The following is an 18,593-nucleotide window of genomic DNA, read 5'->3' on the forward strand; positions in this document are numbered from 1 at the left end:
GAGCTTCTTCGAGTTGGCCACCGGTCGGGTGATGGACTGTGAAGCGCAACGAGCGAGGCCCCCGGACTGTTGATCGAGATGTCTGAAGTCTCAATCACGTTGCTCGGGGGCCTCGTTGGTCGTCCATCCTGCCGCACTCGACCTGCCTCACGCACTGGTGGAGTGGGTCACCATGCTGATCGTCACCCGTGAGGGCGACCGGCGCTGCAAGCTCCGTCCGTCCCAGCGCGCGATGGTGGCACTGGTGTACCTGCGCGAACACATCACTCTCGCGAAGATCGCCGCCGGGTTCGGGATCAGCGAGTCCACCGCTCACGCCTACACCAGCGCGGTCGTCGACCTGCTCGCCGAACGTGCACCGGGCCTGCTGAAGACGCTGCGCGAACACGAACCCGGCTTCGTCCTGCTCGACGGGACCCTCGCCGAGTGCGACCGGGTCGGCGACGGTCGGGCCGACCACTCCCACAAGCACCGGCGCCACGGTGTGAACGTGCAGGTCGTCACCGACCCCGAAGGCCGGCTGCTGTGGCTCTCGCCCGCCCTGCCGGGCCGCACCCATGACCTGACCGCCGCTCGCACGCACAAGATCATCCGAATCTGCGAGCGTCAGGGCGTTCCCATCCCGGCCGACCTCGCCTGCCAGGGCGCCGGCCCGTGGCTGACCACCGGCATCAAGCGCAGGCCCCTGCAGGGACTCAGCCCTACCGAAAAGTCCCGCAATCGGGCACTGGCCGCAGCGCGAGCGCCCGTCGAGCACGGCGTGGCGAGACTGAAGTCCTGGCGCATCTTCCGCAGGTCCCGATGCAGCCCCAACCGCATGACGTCAATCGCCAAAGCCATCCTCACACTGGAGCGGCAACGCTGAAGAAGCTCAGTGAACTTTGCAATCACCCTGGCGCCCCAGTGGCGGTATTCGGGGTAGCACTGGCGGGTGTTGTGCTGCGCCGTCCTGAACGCTTCGATCTTCGGGGATCCACCCTGCAATGCGTAGTGGAGTTCGCGGAAGAAGAAGGCGGTTCTCGATGGTCCACTGCCTACGCACGATCATCGCGAGGTGTTCGGGGGACGCCTGGCGGCTGGTGAGGTCGGTCAGCACGTAGACCGTCTCGCGGGTGCGTTTGCCGGTCTTCACGCAGGTCCGGTGACGGACGATCCTCGCGACCTGCGCGGCGTACGGGAAGTCGATGCCGAGGCCGGTGACGGTCAGGGCCTGCACCACCCGGGTCTCCAACCGCCCGTGACCGTGGGAACGGTCGTAGAACTTCGCCGTCGCCTCGTGCCAGGGCAGGGTCTTGAGCTGCGCATGCAGGGTCGGCTGGTTCTTCTTGACGGTGAAGGCGTAGTGCGCCTGCTTCTGCTCGATGAGGAAGTGGGCATGAGCGCGCTGGGTGTGCAGAGCATCGGCGGTCACCGTCACGCCGGTCAGGTCGTAGGGCTCCAGCAGGGCGGCGAAGCAGGTGATTTCGTTGGTCTTGTCCGGCACCCGCAGCTGGGTGACGGTCCGGCCGCCGCCGGTCATGGCGGCCAGCAGATGGGCGGCAGGGCTGTCGCCGGCGCGCGAGCCACGGACGCTCTTGCCGTCCACGGCCAGCGTGTCGGCCCCGGCCGGATCGCATCCGAGCAGGTCGGCCAGCCCGCCGGGACAGGTGCGCTGGACGACCCGGCGGATCGTCGCGCTGCTGGGCGCGATCCGCACGGCAAACGCCGTGGTGGTGCGGCCCCCGAGCCGGGCGAGGGTGTCCTGCGGCGCCTGACCGGCCCACTGCCCGATGGCCGCGAAGGACTTCGCTCCGGTGAGCACTGCCGAGCAGGCCACCAGCATGACGGCCACGAACGGGTGACGCCTCCCGCGCCGGCACTGCGGATCGGCCAGTGTCCGCAGCCGATCGGCCAGCGGGCCGATCACACGATGCTGACGGGTGGGCGACTTGACCAGACAGACAGTGGCAGACTGGCGGCACATCGAAGCTCCGTTGGGCGAAGGTGACTTGGGAAGGTCACCTGCACAACGGAGCTTCGTTGCGTACGTCGTGCCCCCACCGGACATCGTCACACCGTCGTGACCTGCACGCCTACAAGATCACCCGGACTTTGAAATCACCCTGACCCATTGGTGGGACGGCCGGGCCCAAGGCTGTCCCATGCTTGCCCAGCCTCGCTACACTCCCCATTGCCAGGCCATTGACCAGCACAAATACAAAAGTCCGGCTGGAGTATCAGGCCATCAATCGGAAATGCACTCGACATCCGAATCGGAGCTAATCGGCGTGAACCGGCACCGAATCGGCAAGCGGCACGTATTCCGCCCAGTCGGTGCTGTCAGTGCTGTCGGTGTGTCCGAGGAGTGCACGTGACGAGCAAAGGGCGGGCACCCCGGCCGGGGTCTGGAGCAGCTCGCCCCGATCACCTGGGGCCCCTCGTCTTCGCCTCCGCCGTGGCTGCCATGGGTGGATTCCTCTCCGGTTACGACAGTGCCGTGATCAACGGCGCGGTGGTGGCCATCCGGAGCCACTACGCCATCGGCTCCGTCACGCTTGCTCACGTCATGGCCATCGCCTTGATCGGTGCCGCAGCCGGTGCCGTGGTTGCCGGCCGCCTCGCCGACCGCGTCGGCCGCGTTCGCTGCATGCAGATCGCCGCGGCCGTGTTCACCGTCAGCGTCATCGGCTCGGCCTTGCCGTTCTCCCTGTGGGAACTCGCCTTCTGGCGCATCGTCGGCGGCTTCGCCATAGGGATGGCTCTGGTCAGCGGCGCCGCCTATATCGCGGAGGTCGCCCCGTCGGCGTACCGGGGTCGTCTCGGGAGCTTCCAGCCGGCCGCGGCCGTTGTCGGCTTCGCCGTCTCGCAACTGGTGAACTGGGGTCTGCTCAAGGCCGTCGGTGGCAATCAGCGAGGCAGACTGCTGGGCTTGGAGGCGTGGCAGGTCATGCTCGTCGTGACGATCGTACCGACCGCGGTGTACGGCCTGCTCACCTTCGCCATTCCCGAGTCCCCGCGCTTTCTACTCTCCGTAGGCCGCCGTGACCGGGCACGTGAGATCCTCGCCATGGTCGAGGGGAAGAACGTCGACCTCGACGCCAGGGTGGCCGAGATCGAGGCCGCGATGAAGCACGAGTACGGATCCACCTTCAAGGACCTGCTCGGCGGTGCCTTTCTCCTCAAGCCGATCGTCTGGACCGGCATCGGCCTGGCGGTCCTACAGCAGTTCGTCGGCATCACTCCCTCGTTCTACTACTGTTCGCTCCTGTGGCAGTCGGTCGGTGTCTGCGCGGAGGAGGCCTTCTTCTACTCGTTTCTGATCTCGATCGCCAACATCCTCGGCGTCGTGATCGCGATGTTCTTCGTGGATCGCATCGGCCGTAAGCCACTTACCACCATCGGATCCGTCGGCATGGTCGTCGGCCTGGCACTCAAGGCCTGGACGTTCTCCCATCCCCTGGTCGGCGGCATGCTGCCTGCCCCCCACGGCCTGATCGGCCTCATCGCCGCCCACGCCTTCGTCTTCTTCTTCTCCCTGTCCTGGGGTCCGGTCGTGTGGGTCCTGCTCAGCGAGATGTTCCCCGACAACATCCGCGCCGCTGCCCTGGGCACCGCCCTGTGCATCCATTGGCTCGCCGCCTGGGTCGTCACCTCGAGCTTTCCGACACTGGCCGAATGGGACCTCTCCATGACCTATGTCATCTACGCGATCTTCGCCGCGTTCTCTCTCCTGTTCGTCCTGAAGTTCGTCAAGGAGACGAAGGGCAAGACGCTGGAGGAGATGACCTGATACTCCAGCAGAAAGAAACAAGTCCGGCTGGAGTGCCGAGCGTCGATCTTGCATGCCGGTCCGTCGACGGAGTCGGCGGACCGTTTCGCCTTCTGTGGCTGATGGCGGGCAGGCCAGCGGCCCGGATGCCGCATCGGGTGGGCGCCGGGTGCGACTTCTCCAGGTCGGATGGTGCTGTTGTCGGGATAGAGAGCGCTGCTGGTCAGCCTGGGCTCGGCAATTGAGCGAGCCGGTCGACGGCGGCTGTCATGTCGTGGGTCCCGGGCCAGTGCTTCGCGAGGCGGAGGATGCGGCGGCTGGTGGTCACCAACTGGACAGCGGCGGAGAACAGCCGCAGTCGCTGGGAGCGGTACATGCCGTGAAGCCGCGGCTTCACCGCCGGGAGAGTGTATTAGGCCTAGCCGGCGAGTGATTTGTTCGCGGCAGTAGTGGCCCGCTCCAGAAGTCTTGGTGCACTGATGCCTATATATGCCTATCCAATCGATACGTCGAGCGGATAGAGGCGTGCGTTCAGGTACCCGGTAACCATCACAGCTGGAGGGCTGAGTGAAGAAACGAAAAGGCTGGACGACGGTAGGCCGATGGGCGGCAGTCACCGCAGCAGCGCTGACGCTCGCCGGAACGGCATCGACGACCGCGGCAGCTGATCAGGCACACGACCACATCGGCAGGCCGCCCTACTTCCGGTGCACGACGCTGGAGACCCAGCGCTTCGCCTCCGCGAAAAAACGAGGCTTCGCCTTCGCGGTAGGGCGACACTGCAGGGCCTTCAACGGGGCAACCCGAGAAGGGGTCATCTCCCGTGAGTTCCGCGTCGTGGGCCCTGTGAGAGCCGTACTCTGCACGCGCCCGTTCATCCCCCGCCAGGTCTTCGGCTTTGCGCAACTCCCGGATGGCGTCGTAGGCCTGAACTGCCGCAGCGCAAGGTAACGTCGCTGCGGAACGCCACGGCAACAGTCGAAGCATCATCCGCTCGCCGCTCCTCATGCAGGCGGGCCATGGCAGATCACCCGCTATAGGGGCCGCGCAATATTCGGACCCGTTCCACCTCGGAATGGATCCCCGAAGAACCGCGTTGGGGCGGCAGCGGCGTCCTGGACGACGGGCGCCGCCTGCTGGCGGCGGTCGGCCACAGGACGGACCGCGACGTCGTCGTCCCCCTGTGCGGAGCGCGCCTCACAACCGACCGCGCATTGAGGAGGGTGGCCCACGTCCCGGCCCCTTCTCTCGCCCCGCCGCCCCACGCGTTTCGACCACCGCCGTACCCCCCCCCCCCGGGCCCGCCCCCTCCCCGCCCTTATCTCCTCCCGACAGCCGGCCCCCGCCAGCCCACCGATCCGCCGCCGGTACATCGCCCCACCGACCCGCCGTTCAGCCGCGCGCCGCGCATCGGTTTGCGGCGCGCGCGTCCCTACGGTCGTATGGTGCGCCTCTCCCGAGTCTGCCTCCTCGCCGCGTCCCTGGTGTTCATGACGTCCCTGCTCGCGGGCACCCTGCTCGCGCCGCCACCCATCTCCTCCACGGTCGCCGCCGACCCGCCCGCCGCCGGCGACTGCGGCCACGACACCGACCCCGCCTGGGCCCTGACCTCCACCCGTCTCGGCGCGGCCGCCGGCTACGACCCGTACGTCGGCAACGGCTACCTGACCCACCGGGTACCGCCTGCGGGCGCCGGATACGCGGCAACGGGCGAGCGGACCGGCTGGCCCCTGTTCACCCCACGCTATGACGGCGCGTTCGTCTCCGGCCTCTACGGGCGCGAGAAGAACCTCGCCGGCGGCCGCGAGGTGATCGCCGCTCTGCCGAGCTGGACCACCCTCGACGTACGCGTCGGCAACGAGACCTACGGCTCCGAGACTCCCCCCGGCCGGATCTCGCACTACCGACAGACCCTCTTCCTCCGCTGCGGCCTGGTACGCACGTCGGTGCGCTGGACCACGTCCGACGGGCGCGCCACCGACCTCGTGTACGAGGTGCTGACCGACCGGTCCGACATGCACACCGGTGCAGTACGGCTGCGCATGACCCCGCACTGGAACGGAACCGCGACCGTTACCGCCCGCCTGGACCCCCGGGGCGCGCGCCGCATCGACCTCGGGCCCGACGGCACGTTCCGCACCCGGGGCACCGGAACGGCGGGGGCGATCGCCCAGACACTGCGCACCAGCGGACCCGGGGCACCCCGCGAGACCGGCGCCGAAGCACTCCGCGGCACGCGCCCAGTCCGCGCCGGGCGCACGTACACCTTCGAGAAGTATGTCGGCGTCGACACCGCACTCACCTCGTCCGCCCCGCGCACCACGGCGCGCGCCGCGTCCAGGCGCGCGGCCCGGCGCGGCTGGCCGGCCGTCCTCGCCGCGAACGCCACCGCCTGGCGGCGGGCGTGGGCGGCCGACATCTCCGTCCCCAACAGCCCCGACCTGCAGACATGGCTGCGTTCCGCGCAGTACGGCCTGCTCACCGCCACCCGGGCCGACTCCCGCGACAGCATCCCCCCGGCTGGCCTGACCAGCGACGACTACGCCGGCCTGGTGTTCTGGGACGCCGAGATCTGGATGCATCCCGGGCTGCTCGCCACCCGCCCGGAACTGGCCCGTCCGGTTGCGGAGTACCGCTACCGGACCCGCACCAGCGCCCGCGCCAACGCCCGCAAGCTCGGGTACCGGGGCCTGTTCTACCCGTGGACCAGCGCGAGCCGGGGTGACCTGTGGTCCGAGTGCCATAGCTGGAACCCGCCGCACTGCCTCACTCAGATCCACCTCCAGGGCGATATCGCGTTCGCCGCCTGGCAGTACTATCTGGCGACCGGCGACCGCGCTTGGCTGGCCGGACACGGCTGGCCGCTGCTCCGGGGAATCGCCGACTTCTGGGTCTCGCGGGTCACCGCGAACGCCGACGGCAGCTACTCGCTGAAGAACGTCGCGGGCCCCGACGAGTACAGCAACGGCGTCACCGACGGAGCCTTCACCAACGCCGTCGCGGCCACCGCCCTGCGCAACGCGGCCCGCGCCGCGCACCTGCTGGGACACCCCGCACCGGCCGCGTGGACGCGGGTCGCGAACGGCCTGCGCATCCCGTACGACCCGGCGCGGAAGCTGTTCCTCCAGTACGCGGGCTACCGCGGCTCAATGATCAAGCAGGCCGACGCGGTCCTGCTGCTCTACCCGTTGGAATGGCCGATGGAGCCGGGCGCCGCCGCGGCCACACTCGCCTACTACGCCGTCCGCACCGATCCGGACGGCCCGGCGCTGGCCGACTCGATCCACGCCATCACCGCGGCCACGATCGGAGAGGCCGGCTGTGTGACGTACACCTACCTCCAGCGCTCCGTGCGCCCGTTCATGCGCGGCCCGTACGCCCTGTTCAGCGAGGCTCGGGGCACGAAGGCAGGCGCTCTGGACCCGTTGGCCGGGGAACCTGCCCAGGATTTCCTCGCCGGGAAGGGCGGCTTCCTCCAGGTCTTCACCAACGGCCTGACCGGTCTCCGGCTGCGCGAGGACGGGGTACGGCTCGACCCGCTGCTTCCACCACAGCTCGGCCGGGGCGTCACCCTGACCGGCCTGCGCTACCGGGACCGTACGTACGACATCGCGATCGGCCCCCTGACCACGACGGTCCGGCTGACCTCGGGTGCCCCGTTCACCGTCCACACACCCACCGGCCCCCGCCTTCTCACCAGCACCCTCGTCCTCTCTACCCGCCGACCCGACCTCGCCGCGACGACAGACGCCGCGCGTTGCCGCCCGGCCACGGCGACTTCCGAGACCCCCGGTCTGTACGCGGCGGCTGCCGTCGACGGCAGCCCGGTCACCTCCTGGGCCCCTGCTGGCACGTCCGGGGCCCTGACGGTCGACCTGGGGCGCACGGCCCCGGTGACCTCAGTCGAGCCGGAGTGGACGGACGCCCGCTCCGTCCCGTACCGCCTGGAGATCTCGGCGACCGGCACCGACTGGCGGCCCTACCGCCCGGGTGCGACGGCCCGCCTGGTGCGACTGACGGTCACGTCCGAGGACCCGCAGAAGCCGGTGGGGGTACGGGAGTTGAGGGTCACCCAGCCGTGACAAGCGCCGACCGGCCACATCTAGCCTCAAAACCGCCAACTTAAAGGGCTCGCAGAGTATTAACCCGTAGCTTCCCGATATCTGACTCGTTGGCGTGCTATGAGCGCATCAGAGATTCAACGGGCTTCGCTGGCGGCCAAGTTCGAGGCGATCTTCCCGCAACTCGACGAGCGTCAGCGGCGTCTGCTGATAGGGGCGGAAGCCCGGTCGATCGGCCATGGCGGGATCAGGCTGGTCGCTCGCGCTTCCGGCGTCCGGGAGGCCGCCGTGTCGTTGGGAGTGCGTGAACTCGCGCCGGGGACGCGCCGTTGGGCCGTGCACGCCGACCGGGCGGGGGCCGCAAGCGCGTCGTCGACCTCAACCCCGCAGTGCGAAGCGCGTTGCTGGCACTGGTCGAACCCGACATGCGCGGCGACCCCATGTCGCCTCTGCGTTGGACCACCAGGTCGACGCGGAACCTCGCCGACGAGCTGACCCGCCAGGGCCACCGGATCTCAGCGGACACGGTCGGCGACCTCTTGCGTGAGGAGGGCTTCAGCCTGCAGGGCAATGCCAAGACCATTGAGGGCAGGCAACACCCCGACAGGGACAGGCAGTTCCACTACATCAACGAGCGGGCCAAGGGCCACCAGAACACTGGAGACCCGGTGATCAGCGTCGACACGAAGAAGAAGGAACTGGTCGGCGAGTACAAGAACGACGGCCGTGACTGGCGCCCCGCGGGAGAGCCGGTTCCGGTCTCCACCCACGACTTCCCCGACCCGGAACTCGGCAAGGCCGTCCCGTACGGGATCTACGACCTGGCCGCGAACACCGGCTGGGTCAACATCGGAACCGACCACGACACGGCCGCCTTCGCGGTCGAGTCCATCCGCCGCTGGTGGAACGGGGCTGGTCGAGCCGCCTACCCCTACGCGCGGCGACTGCTGATCACCGCCGACGCTGGCGGATCCAACGGCTACCGCACCCGCGCTTGGAAGGCCGAACTCGCCGCCTTGGCGGTCGAAACACGCCCTAGCTCAGCGTCTTCAGGGCCGCCGCGTCGTACGGCTTCAGTTCGTCGAAGCGGCCCCGCAGGACCTTCGCCGCCCACTCGGGGTCATGGAGCAGCGCGCGGCCGACGGCGACCATGTCGAACTCGTCCGACTCCATCCGGTCCAGGAGGTTGTCGATGCCCTTGACCGGGGCGCCCTCGCCCGCGAAGGCGCGGACGAAGTCGCCGTCCAGGCCGACCGAGCCGACCGTGATCGTCGGCTTGCCGGTGAGCTTCTTCGTCCAGCCCGCGAGGTTGAGGTCGGCGCCGTCGAACTCCGGGAGCCAGTAGCGGCGCGTGGAGGCGTGGAAGGCGTCCACACCGGCCGCGGCGAGCGGGGTGAGCAGGGCCTCCAGCTCCTCGGGGGTCCCGGCGAGCCTGGCGTCGTAGTTGTCGGACTTCCACTGCGAGAAGCGGAAGAGCACCGGGAACTCGGGCGAGACCGCCTCCCGTACGGCCGCCACGATCTCGGCGGCGAACTTCGTACGGGCGACGAGGTCGCCACCGTAGGCGTCCGTACGGCGGTTGGTGCCCGCCCACAGGAACTGGTCGATGAGGTAGCCGTGCGCGCCGTGCAGTTCCACGCCGTCGAACCCGATGCGCTCCGCCGCGGCGGCGGCCCCGGCGAACGCCGCGATCACGTCGTCCAGGTCCTGCCGCGTCATGGCCTTGCCCGTGCCCTCGGTGCCGTCGAGGCGGATGCCCGAGGGGCCGACGGCCGGGGCGTCCGGGAACGGCGGGGCACCGGCCTTGCGCACCATGCCGACGTGCCAGAGCTGCGGCACGATCGCGCCGCCCGCCGCGTGCACGGCCTCGGCAACCCGCGCCCAGCCCGCCAGTTGCTCCTCGCCGTGGAAGCGCGGGACGCGGTCGCTCTCACCGGCCGAGGCGTGGTCCACGTAGGTGCCCTCGGTGACGATCAGGCCCACGTCCGCGGCGGCGCGGCGCCCGTAGTACGACGCGACGTCCGCGCCGGGGATGCCGCCGGGCGAGAACTGGCGGGTCATGGGCGCCATCGCGATGCGGTTCCGGACCGTCAGACCGTTGATCGTCGTGGGGCGGGCGAGGATCTCGGCCGCGCGGGACGCGGAGGCGGAGAGGGACACGGGGAACTCCTAGCCGAGGGGAGGGGGTGAGCACGCCGGATACATGCATGCGCATACGGCGTTCGTCCATCCCAACGGCTTCGCGGTTCCCCGCATTCCGCGTCAGCGGGCCCGCGGGGTGTGATTCCGGATACGCCCGAGGGCGGCACCCCCTGTCGCCAGGGAGTGCCGCCCTCGGTCCGTGAAGGACGGGTCCGATCCTTGAGAAGGATCAGAAGTCCATGTCACCGCCCGGCATACCGCCCGGAGCAGCCGCGGCGGCCTTCTCCGGCTTGTCGGCGATGACGGCCTCGGTGGTGAGGAACAGCGCGGCGATGGAGGCGGCGTTCTGCAGCGCGGAACGGGTCACCTTCGCCGGGTCGATGATGCCTTCCTTGACCAGGTCGACGTACTCGCCGGTCGCGGCGTTCAGGCCGTGACCCGGGGTCAGGTTGCGCACCTTCTCCACCACGACGCCGCCCTCGAGACCGGCGTTGACGGCGATCTGCTTCAGCGGGGCCTCGAGCGCCAGCTTGACGGCGGCGGCACCGGTGGCCTCGTCGCCGTCCAGCTCCAGCTTCTCGAAGACCTGGGAGGCCTGGAGCAGGGCCACGCCACCACCGGCGACGATGCCCTCCTCGACGGCCGCCTTCGCGTTGCGAACGGCGTCCTCGATGCGGTGCTTGCGCTCCTTGAGCTCCACCTCGGTGGCGGCACCGGCCTTGATGACGGCCACGCCGCCGGCCAGCTTCGCCAGGCGCTCCTGCAGCTTCTCGCGGTCGTAGTCGGAGTCGCTGTTCTCGATCTCGGCGCGGATCTGGTTCACGCGGCCGTTGACCTGGTCCGAGGAACCGGCACCGTCGACGATGGTGGTCTCGTCCTTGGTGATGACGACCTTGCGGGCGCGGCCCAGGAGGTCCAGGGTCGCGTTCTCCAGCTTGAGGCCGACCTCCTCGGAGATGACCTCGCCGCCCGTGAGGATGGCGATGTCGCCGAGCATGGCCTTGCGGCGGTCGCCGAAGCCCGGGGCCTTGACGGCGACGGACTTGAAGGTGCCGCGGATCTTGTTGACGACCAGGGTCGACAGGGCCTCGCCCTCGACGTCCTCGGCGATGATCAGCAGCGGCTTGCCCGACTGCATGACCTTCTCCAGGAGCGGGAGCAGGTCCTTGACGTTGGAGATCTTGGAGTTGGCGATCAGGATGTACGGGTCGTCGAGGACGGCCTCCATACGCTCCATGTCGGTGGCGAAGTACGCCGAGATGTAGCCCTTGTCGAAGCGCATACCCTCGGTGAGCTCCAGCTCCAGACCGAAGGTCTGGGACTCCTCGACGGTGATGACGCCTTCCTTGCCGACCTTGTCCATGGCCTCGGCGATCAGCTCGCCGATCTGGGTGTCGGCGGCGGAGATGGAGGCCGTGGAAGCGATCTGCTCCTTGGTCTCGACGTCCTTCGCCTGCTCCAGCAGGGCGGCGGAGACGGCCTCGACGGCCTTCTCGATACCGCGCTTCAGGGCCATCGGGTTGGCACCGGCGGCGACGTTGCGCAGGCCCTCGCGGACCAGCGCCTGGGCGAGCACGGTCGCGGTGGTCGTACCGTCACCGGCGACGTCGTCCGTCTTCTTGGCGACTTCCTTGACCAGCTCGGCGCCGATCTTCTCGTACGGGTCCTCGAGCTCGATCTCCTTGGCGATGGAGACGCCGTCGTTGGTGATCGTGGGGGCGCCCCACTTCTTCTCGAGGACGACGTTGCGACCCTTGGGGCCGAGCGTCACCTTGACGGCGTCCGCGAGCTGGTTCATGCCGCGCTCGAGGCCGCGCCGCGCCTCCTCGTCGAACGCGATGATCTTGGCCATGTGAAGTGGTCCTCCCAGGACTGGGGGTGATGACTTCGGACCGCGCCCGCGCCCGCGACGGACGACCCCGGCCTGTGGTTCCTTGCCCCACCCGGCCACGGCCTCACCGACTCGGTCCTTCTTTGTCACTCTCACCTGGAGAGTGCTAACGCCAATGATTAGCACTCGCCCCCTCCGAGTGCAAGGCGCAGTCGCGAAAGCGGACTCGTTGGGGGGTGGTGGTCGGGTGACGGGAGGGCGTCGCGGGACAGACCGAGGGGCCCGTACCCCAGTGGGATACGAGCCCCTCGGCCCATCGAACAGTTCAGTCGTCGGCGCGCACTTCAGCCGGCCAGGCGAACCATGTCCGCCTGCGGACCCTTCTGGCCCTGCGAGATCTCGAACTCGACCCGCTGACCCTCTTCCAGAGTGCGGTAGCCGTCCATCTGGATGGCGCTGTAGTGGACGAAAACATCCGCACCACCGTCGACCGCGATGAAGCCGTACCCCTTCTCCGCGTTGAACCACTTGACGGTGCCCTGAGCCATGCCTAACTCCCCTATTACTGGCCCTTGCACAGATCCACACTTCGCGGATCCGGGTCAGACCTCACCCCCCAACGGTTGGGGGCGTGCGCCGGAACGCGTCGACCGCGGCTGAATGTATCTGTCCAACTGCCCTCTGCAACAGGTCAGTCGGACGAGAAATCCGGGCATGGCCGGTCGGGAATGTACGAAGAATTCGGCCGACTTCAGGGCAAGTCGGGCCCCTCAAACGGAGCGAATGGCGCAAATGGCCTGCCTACTTTGGCTATTTCTTGCCGTACCCGAAGACAGGAACTCAGAACGCCCGGCTGACAGGGTCCGAGCGTGTTCCCCAACTGTACCGTGCTCAATCCCCAAGAATGACCCCCTCCGTTTCGCGTGACGGAGGGGGCGGCATTCGGTGGCGGGAAGTCGACCCTCAGCCGCCGGCGACGGCGGGAATGATGGAGATTCCCGCGCCGTCCGGCGTCTTCGTCTGAAGGCCCTGCTCGAAGCGGACGTCGTCGTCGTTGACGTACACGTTGACGAAGCGGCGCAGCTTGCCCTGGTCGTCCAGGACGCGGGCCGCGATGCCGGTGTGGTTCTTCTCCAGGTCCTCGATGACCTCGGCGAGGGTGGCGCCCTGGGCGGCCACCTCGGACCGGCCGCCGGTGTAGGTGCGCAGGATGGTGGGGATGCGGACGGTGACGCTCATATGGGTGACCTCCGGTCTGGGTACGGCGGGTACGGCGAAGCGGGTCGAACAGGTCGGGTCCGGACCGGGTTCAGACGAGGCCGGACGCCTTGAAGGAGTCGAGGTTCGGACGGATCGTCGCGGTCGCGCCCGTACCGGCCACCGCGTCGAGGGTCTTGAGGCCGTCGCCGGTGTTGAGGACGACCGTCGTCTTCGTCGGGTCGAGGGCGCCGCTGTCGATGAGCTTCCGGGTCACGCCCACTGTGACACCTCCCGCGGTCTCCGCGAAGATGCCCTCGGTGCGGGCGAGCAGCCTGATCGCGTCCACGATCTGCGTGTCCGTCACGTCTTCCACCGCGCCGCCCGTACAGCGCGCGATGTCGAGGACATAGGGGCCGTCCGCCGGGTTGCCGATCGCCAGCGACTTGGCGATCGTGTCCGGCTTCTGCGGCCGTACGACGTCGTGGCCCGCCTTGAACGCGACGGACACCGGCGAGCAGCCCTCGGCCTGCGCACCGAAGATCCGGTACGGCCGGTCCTCGACGAGCCCGAGTTCGATCAGCTCCCGCAGCCCCTTGTCGATCTTCGTGAGCTGTGAGCCGGAGGCGACCGGGACCACGATCTGGTCGGGCAGCCGCCAGCCGAGCTGCTCGGCGATCTCGTACGCCAGGGTCTTGGACCCCTCCGCGTAGTACGGGCGGAGGTTGACGTTGACGAAGCCCCAGCCCTCGCCGGCCGGGTCGCCGATCAGCTCGGAGCAGAAGCGGTTCACGTCGTCGTAGGTGCCCTCGATACCGACGAGGTCGCCGCCGTAGATCGCGGCCATGACGACCTTGCCCTGCTCCAGGTCGTGCGGGATGAAGACGCAGGAGCGCAGGCCCGCCCTGGCCGCGGCGGCGCCGACCGCGCCCGCGAGGTTGCCGGTGGAGGAGCAGGACAGGGTGGTGAAGCCGAAGGCGCGCGCCGCCTCCAGCGCCTGGGCGACGACGCGGTCCTTGAAGGAGTGCGTCGGGTTGCCGGAGTCGTCCTTCACGTAGAGCCCGCCGGTGACGCCCAGTTCGCGCGCCAGGTGGTCGGCCTTGACGAGCTTGGTCCAGCCGGGGTTGAGGTTCGGCTTGGTGGCGACGTCCGCCGGGACCGGCAGGAGCGGCGCGTAGCGCCAGATGTTCGCGGGGCCCGACTCGATCGTGCGGCGCAGTTCCTCGGGCTCGTAGGCCGAGAAGTCGTACGCGATCTCCAGCGGGCCGAAGCACTCCTGGCAGGCGAAGACGGGGCCGAGCGGCACCCGGTGTCCGCACTCGCGGCAGGACAGGGCCGCGGCGGGGCCGAGATCCACGGGATGCGAGGTGTCCGCAGAGGTGGAGGCGGAGGTGGTGTGTGCGGAGGTACTGACAACTGACTGAGCAGCCATGTCCGGCGAGGCCCTTTCTCCTCATCTTCCTCATGACGCACTTCGTCATGAGACGGATTTGGCACCTTCCCTAGCCGGGAGCCTCGCGATCAACGACGAGTACCGACTGGAGGGTTGCCGGGGCTTCACCGGGCCGTTTCCCTCTGCCCCTCTGGATGAGCGGTATGGAGTTGTTTCTCTGATACACGCAGGCGACGACCCCCGGCTTCGGAAGTCCGTCGGCGTTGCCCAAGACTGTAACCGAAGGCCAGGTGGGTTGAGATAGTCGTCCGAAGCGCGAGATGGGTCACGCGGACACTTGTTCGTGGAGACTCTCGATCACCTCTCGATGATCTCTCGATCGCCTCTGCTGACCTTCTCGATGTCCCTGCCGATGTCCCTGCCCATGTCCCTGTCGATGTGCCTGTCGAACGTATGTGAGGAGCCGAAGACCGTGCTGGAAGAAGTCGAGCGCTGGCTGAGGACGCGCTCCTGGTCCGTGGCCGATCGCCCGCTTCACGCGATCATGGCGGCGAAACGGGACTCGGGTTCGTCGGTCAGTGTCGTGCTGCCGGCACTCGACGAGGAGGAGACGGTCGGCGAGATCGTCGCCGTCATTCACCGTGATCTCGTGGAGCGGGTTCCGCTGGTGGACGAGATCGTCGTGGTCGACTCGGGTTCCACGGACCGTACGGCCGAGGTGGCCGCGGCGGCCGGGGCGCGGGTGGTGCACCGCGACACGATCCTGCCGCGTATCCCGGCCGTGCCCGGCAAGGGCGAGGTGCTGTGGCGCTCCCTGCTCGTCACCAGCGGCGACATCGTCTGCTTCGTCGACGCGGACCTGCGGGAGTTCTCGTCGGACTTCGTCGTCGGGATCGTGGGCCCGCTGCTCACGGACCCGGACGTGGACCTGGTGAAGGCGATGTACGACCGCCCGCTGACCCTGCCCGGCGACCGCACCGGCGCCGCGACCGCGGCGGGTCAGGGCGGCCGGGTCACGGAGTTGATGGCGCGCCCGCTGCTCAACATGCACTGGCCGCAGCTCGCCGGGTTCGTCCAGCCGCTCGGCGGCGAGTACGCGGCCCGTCGCTCCCTGCTGGAGCGGCTCCCCTTCCCGGTGGGGTACGGGGTGGAGCTGGGCATGCTGGTCGACGCGCTGCATCTGGTGGGCCTGTACGCTCTCGCGCAGGTCGACGTCGGGGTGCGCATCCACCGCCACCAGGACGGCCAGGCGCTGGGCCGGATGGCCGCCGCGATCTACCGCACCGCGCAGCTCCGCCTGGCCCGCGGCCATCTGATCCGCCCGTCCCTCACCCAGTTCGAGCGGGGCGCGGCGGGCTTCGAGCCGCGCACCTACCCGGTGGACACGGAGGAGCGGCCACCGATGGTGGAGATAGCGGAGTACGTGAAGCGCACGGCGGCCTGAGCCTCGCGCCCGGCGGCCGACGCCCCTTTCCGGCCACGGCTTCGCAGACGGCCGAACCGCGCGTTTGGGCGTTTCGGGGCCGGGCTAGGTTTCCCGGCATGGCTGTCACAGAAGGCGCCCGCATCCTTGTCGCGTCCAATCGCGGCCCCGTCTCGTACACCGTGGAGGAGAGCGGGGCGCTCGTGGCCCGGCGCGGCGGGGGCGGGCTGGTGTCGGGTCTGTCGGCGATCGGTCCGGACGCGGACGCGGTCTGGGTCTGCGCGGCGCTGAGCGAGGGCGACCGCGAGGCCGTACGGCGGACCGGCGGGGCGCTGGACACCGCCGACACGGGCGGGCAGCGCGTCCGGATGCTCGGCATCGACCCGGGGGTGTACGCGGACGCGTACAACGGCGTCGCGAACTCGGTGCTGTGGTTCGTGCACCACATGCTGTACCAGACCCCGCTGGAGCCCGCCTTCGGCCGGGAGTTCCGGCGGCAGTGGGCGTCGTACGAGGCGTACAACCAGGCGTTCGCCAAGGCGCTGGCCGAGGAGGCGGCGCAGGGCGCGGCGGTCCTGGTCCAGGACTACCACCTCGCCCTGACGCCCCGGATGCTCCGCGGTCTGCGCCCCGACCTGCGCATCGGCCACTTCTCGCACACCCCGTGGGCGCCGCCGGAGTACTTCGGTCTGCTGCCGGACGACATCGCGGCGCAGTTGCTCGGCGGGATCCTGGGCGCGGACCGGGCGGCGTTCCTCACCCGGCGCTGGGCGGACGCGTTCACGGACTGCTGTCATGCGGTGCTCGGCCCGGGGATCCCCTCGGGCGAGCGCGTCGGTGTCCACGGGCTCGGCGCGGACGCGGAGTTCCTGCGGGAGCGGGCCCACAGGCCGGACGTGGACGAGTGGTTGGCCGTGCTGCGCGAGCAGATCGGCTCGGCGCCGGACGGGACGCCACGCAGGACGATCGTGCGGGTCGACCGTACGGAGCTGTCGAAGAACATCGTGCGGGGGCTGCTGGCGTACGAGGAGCTGCTGCGGTCGCGTCCGGAGTGGCGCGAGCGGGTCGTCCATGTCGCCTTCGCCTATCCGTCCCGGCAGGATCTGGCCGTCTACCGCGCGTACACGGCGGAGGTCCGGCGGGTCGCGGAGGAGATCAACTCCCGTTACGGCACGCCGGACTGGACCCCGGTGGAGCTGCATGTGAAGGACGACTTCGCGCGCTCCCTGGCCGCGTACCGGATGGCGGACGTGGCCCTGGTCAACCCCATCCGGGACGGGATGAACCTGGTCGCCAAGGAGGTCCCGGTGGTCTCCGACGAGGGCTGTGCGCTGGTGCTGTCACGGGAGGCGGGGGCGCACGAGGAGTTGGGCGAGGACGCGGTGACGGTGAACCCGTACGACGTCGTGGGGACGGCGGCGGCGCTGCACGAGGCCCTGTCGATGCCCGCGCCGGAGCGTGCCGAGCGGTCGAAGGCGCTGGCGGCCCGGGCCACGGCGCTGCCGCCCGGCCAGTGGTTCCTGGACCAGTTGGCGGCGCTGGAGGCGTGAGCCCTCCGAGGCAACTCGGGTCACTCCCGGTTCAGCCGCCGCGTCAGCGCCCGCACGAGGTCGACGATCCCGGCCGGGCCGTCCACCACCAGGTCCGCACGGTCGGCCAGTTCCCTGACCTCGTCGCTGCCGCTGCACACGAGCAGGCCCTCGACGCCGTCGGAGCGGAGCTTGTCGACGGCGGCGAAGGCGGCGAGGTCGCCGAGGTCGTCGCCCGCGTACAGGACCGCTTCGGCGCCCGTCTCGCGGACGTACTCCAGCAGGGCCACGCCCTTGTCCATGCCCGGAGGCCGCAGCTCCAGGACCAGTCGGCCGGGCTCGACGATCAGGCCGTGGCGGGCGGCGAGGTCGGTGAGGGGTCCACGCAGGGCGTCGAAGGCGGCCTGCGGGTCCTCGGCGCGGCGGGTGTGGACGGCGAGCGCGCGTCCCTTCTCCTCGATCCAGGTGCCGCGCCAGGCGCCGATCCGGTCCAGGAATCCGGGCAGTTCGGCGCGGACGGCGGCGACGCCGGGGGGCGGGGCGGGGGCCGTGACGGTGGCGGTGCGGGCGTCCCAGCGTTCGGCGCCGTAGTGGCCGAGGACGACGAGGTGGTCGAGGCCTGGCACGCCCGCGAAGCCGCCCTGGCGGACGGCGACCCCGGCGGGGCGGCCGGTGAGCACCGCGAGCGCGGCGACCTTCGGGGCGAGCGCCGCGAGGGCGGGGACCGCGTCGGGGTGGGGACGGGCCTGGTCGGGGTCGGGGACGATGGGGGCGAGCGTCCCGTCGAAGTCGAACACGAGGGCGGCCCGGTCGGGCCGCGTGAGGATGGCGTCGAGACCGTCACGCCCGGCGGGGGTCGCGGGCGTCGGCAAGGAGTCCGTGTGGCTGCCCATGGGTCGAGGCTAGTGCGCCCGCGCGCGGAGTGGCACCGAGTGCACACCCGTCCGGCGGGAGTCGGCCGGATGTGTGCCGTCCGGTGTGCGCCGCGTCAGCGTTCCTTGCGGCGGGACTCCCGGACGCGGCGCAGGCGGTTGACGGTGACCGGGGCGTGGGCGAGGGCCCTGGGGTCGTCCAGGAGGGCGTTGAGCAACTGGTAGTAGCGGACCGGGGCCAGGCCCAGTTGCTCGCGTATGGCGCGCTCCTTCGCGCCCGGCCCGGCGAAGCCGCGCCCCTCCAGGGCGAGGATGGCCAGTTCGCGCGGGGTGAGGTCGTCCATGAGGGAACGGTAACCGGGAGGGCCGACAGGGTGCTTCCCGCACCGACCGGACT

Annotated in this window: 13 protein-coding genes, 2 pseudogenes and 1 riboswitch; of the genes and pseudogenes, 6 read left to right on the forward strand and 9 right to left on the reverse strand. The window is 69.7% G+C overall.

Translation table 11 applies throughout. The features are described 5' to 3' along the window. Nucleotides 1-115: 115 nt before the first annotated feature. Nucleotides 116-865, forward strand: a complete 750-nt coding sequence (locus tag NGF19_RS24875) for a transposase family protein (RefSeq protein WP_252427582.1) — start codon at nucleotides 116-118, stop codon at nucleotides 863-865. A 6-nt stretch (nucleotides 866-871) separates the two neighbouring features. On the opposite strand, the gene NGF19_RS24880 is transcribed toward NGF19_RS24875, so the two are convergent. Then, complete coding sequence (locus tag NGF19_RS24880; RefSeq protein ID WP_252427583.1) at nucleotides 872-1,963, reverse strand: ISAs1 family transposase; 1,092 nt, start codon at nucleotides 1,961-1,963, stop codon at nucleotides 872-874. 387 nt (nucleotides 1,964-2,350) lie between these two features. Here NGF19_RS24880 and NGF19_RS24885 point away from each other — a divergent pair, with 387 nt between their 5' ends. Continuing rightward, nucleotides 2,351-3,769, forward strand: a complete 1,419-nt coding sequence (locus NGF19_RS24885) for a sugar porter family MFS transporter (protein ID WP_252427585.1) — start codon at nucleotides 2,351-2,353, stop codon at nucleotides 3,767-3,769. A 202-nt stretch (nucleotides 3,770-3,971) separates the two neighbouring features. Here the strand turns inward: NGF19_RS24885 and NGF19_RS24890 are convergent. Further along, nucleotides 3,972-4,118, reverse strand: a pseudogene (locus NGF19_RS24890) (IS1380 family transposase); the annotation flags it as partial. A 1,072-nt stretch (nucleotides 4,119-5,190) separates the two neighbouring features. Between NGF19_RS24890 and NGF19_RS24895 the strand changes: the two are divergent. Beyond that, complete coding sequence (locus NGF19_RS24895; protein ID WP_252427587.1) at nucleotides 5,191-7,830, forward strand: discoidin domain-containing protein; 2,640 nt, start codon at nucleotides 5,191-5,193, stop codon at nucleotides 7,828-7,830. Between the two features lie 189 nt (nucleotides 7,831-8,019). Continuing rightward, nucleotides 8,020-8,840 (forward strand): annotated as a pseudogene (locus tag NGF19_RS24900) (ISAzo13 family transposase); the annotation flags it as partial. Between the two features lie 4 nt (nucleotides 8,841-8,844). Here the strand turns inward: NGF19_RS24900 and NGF19_RS24905 are convergent. The 5 genes from NGF19_RS24905 to thrC all read right to left on the reverse strand — a co-directional run bounded on the left by NGF19_RS24905 (nucleotide 8,845) and on the right by thrC (nucleotide 14,411). Beyond that, nucleotides 8,845-9,969, reverse strand: coding sequence for an NADH:flavin oxidoreductase (locus NGF19_RS24905; RefSeq protein WP_252427589.1), 1,125 nt, complete (start codon nucleotides 9,967-9,969; stop codon nucleotides 8,845-8,847). A gap of 211 nt (nucleotides 9,970-10,180) precedes the next feature. Further along, nucleotides 10,181-11,803: a chaperonin GroEL gene (gene groL, locus NGF19_RS24910; protein WP_252427591.1), complete on the reverse strand. Its 1,623-nt coding sequence runs from the start codon at nucleotides 11,801-11,803 to the stop codon at nucleotides 10,181-10,183. A gap of 323 nt (nucleotides 11,804-12,126) precedes the next feature. Next, nucleotides 12,127-12,330, reverse strand: coding sequence for a cold-shock protein (locus NGF19_RS24915; RefSeq protein WP_009339379.1), 204 nt, complete (start codon nucleotides 12,328-12,330; stop codon nucleotides 12,127-12,129). A 415-nt stretch (nucleotides 12,331-12,745) separates the two neighbouring features. Beyond that, entirely contained in the window at nucleotides 12,746-13,021 is a 276-nt protein-coding gene (locus tag NGF19_RS24920; RefSeq protein WP_252427592.1) for a MoaD/ThiS family protein, read from the reverse strand. 70 nt (nucleotides 13,022-13,091) lie between these two features. Then, nucleotides 13,092-14,411, reverse strand: coding sequence for a threonine synthase (thrC, locus tag NGF19_RS24925; protein WP_252427594.1), 1,320 nt, complete (start codon nucleotides 14,409-14,411; stop codon nucleotides 13,092-13,094). Nucleotides 14,412-14,429: 18 nt separating this feature from the next. Continuing rightward, nucleotides 14,430-14,573, reverse strand: a riboswitch (SAM riboswitch). 271 nt (nucleotides 14,574-14,844) lie between these two features. Here thrC and NGF19_RS24930 point away from each other — a divergent pair. Both NGF19_RS24930 and NGF19_RS24935 read left to right on the forward strand, forming a co-directional pair. After that, nucleotides 14,845-15,816, forward strand: a complete 972-nt coding sequence (locus NGF19_RS24930; protein ID WP_252427667.1) for a glucosyl-3-phosphoglycerate synthase — start codon at nucleotides 14,845-14,847, stop codon at nucleotides 15,814-15,816. A 98-nt stretch (nucleotides 15,817-15,914) separates the two neighbouring features. Then, complete coding sequence (locus NGF19_RS24935) at nucleotides 15,915-17,345, forward strand: alpha,alpha-trehalose-phosphate synthase (UDP-forming) (protein WP_252427595.1); 1,431 nt, start codon at nucleotides 15,915-15,917, stop codon at nucleotides 17,343-17,345. Nucleotides 17,346-17,365: 20 nt separating this feature from the next. On the opposite strand, the gene otsB is transcribed toward NGF19_RS24935, so the two are convergent. After that, nucleotides 17,366-18,217 carry a trehalose-phosphatase gene (otsB, locus tag NGF19_RS24940; protein WP_252427596.1) on the reverse strand — a complete coding sequence of 284 codons (852 nt, stop codon included), beginning with the start codon at nucleotides 18,215-18,217 and terminating at the stop codon, nucleotides 17,366-17,368. 95 nt (nucleotides 18,218-18,312) lie between these two features. Next, nucleotides 18,313-18,540, reverse strand: a complete 228-nt coding sequence (locus tag NGF19_RS24945; RefSeq protein ID WP_252427597.1) for a DUF3263 domain-containing protein — start codon at nucleotides 18,538-18,540, stop codon at nucleotides 18,313-18,315. Between the last annotated feature and the right edge of the window lie 53 nt (nucleotides 18,541-18,593).

The organism is Streptomyces macrolidinus (assembly GCF_023887685.1).
In the GTDB taxonomy this organism is placed as follows: Bacteria; Actinomycetota; Actinomycetes; order Streptomycetales; family Streptomycetaceae; genus Streptomyces; species Streptomyces macrolidinus.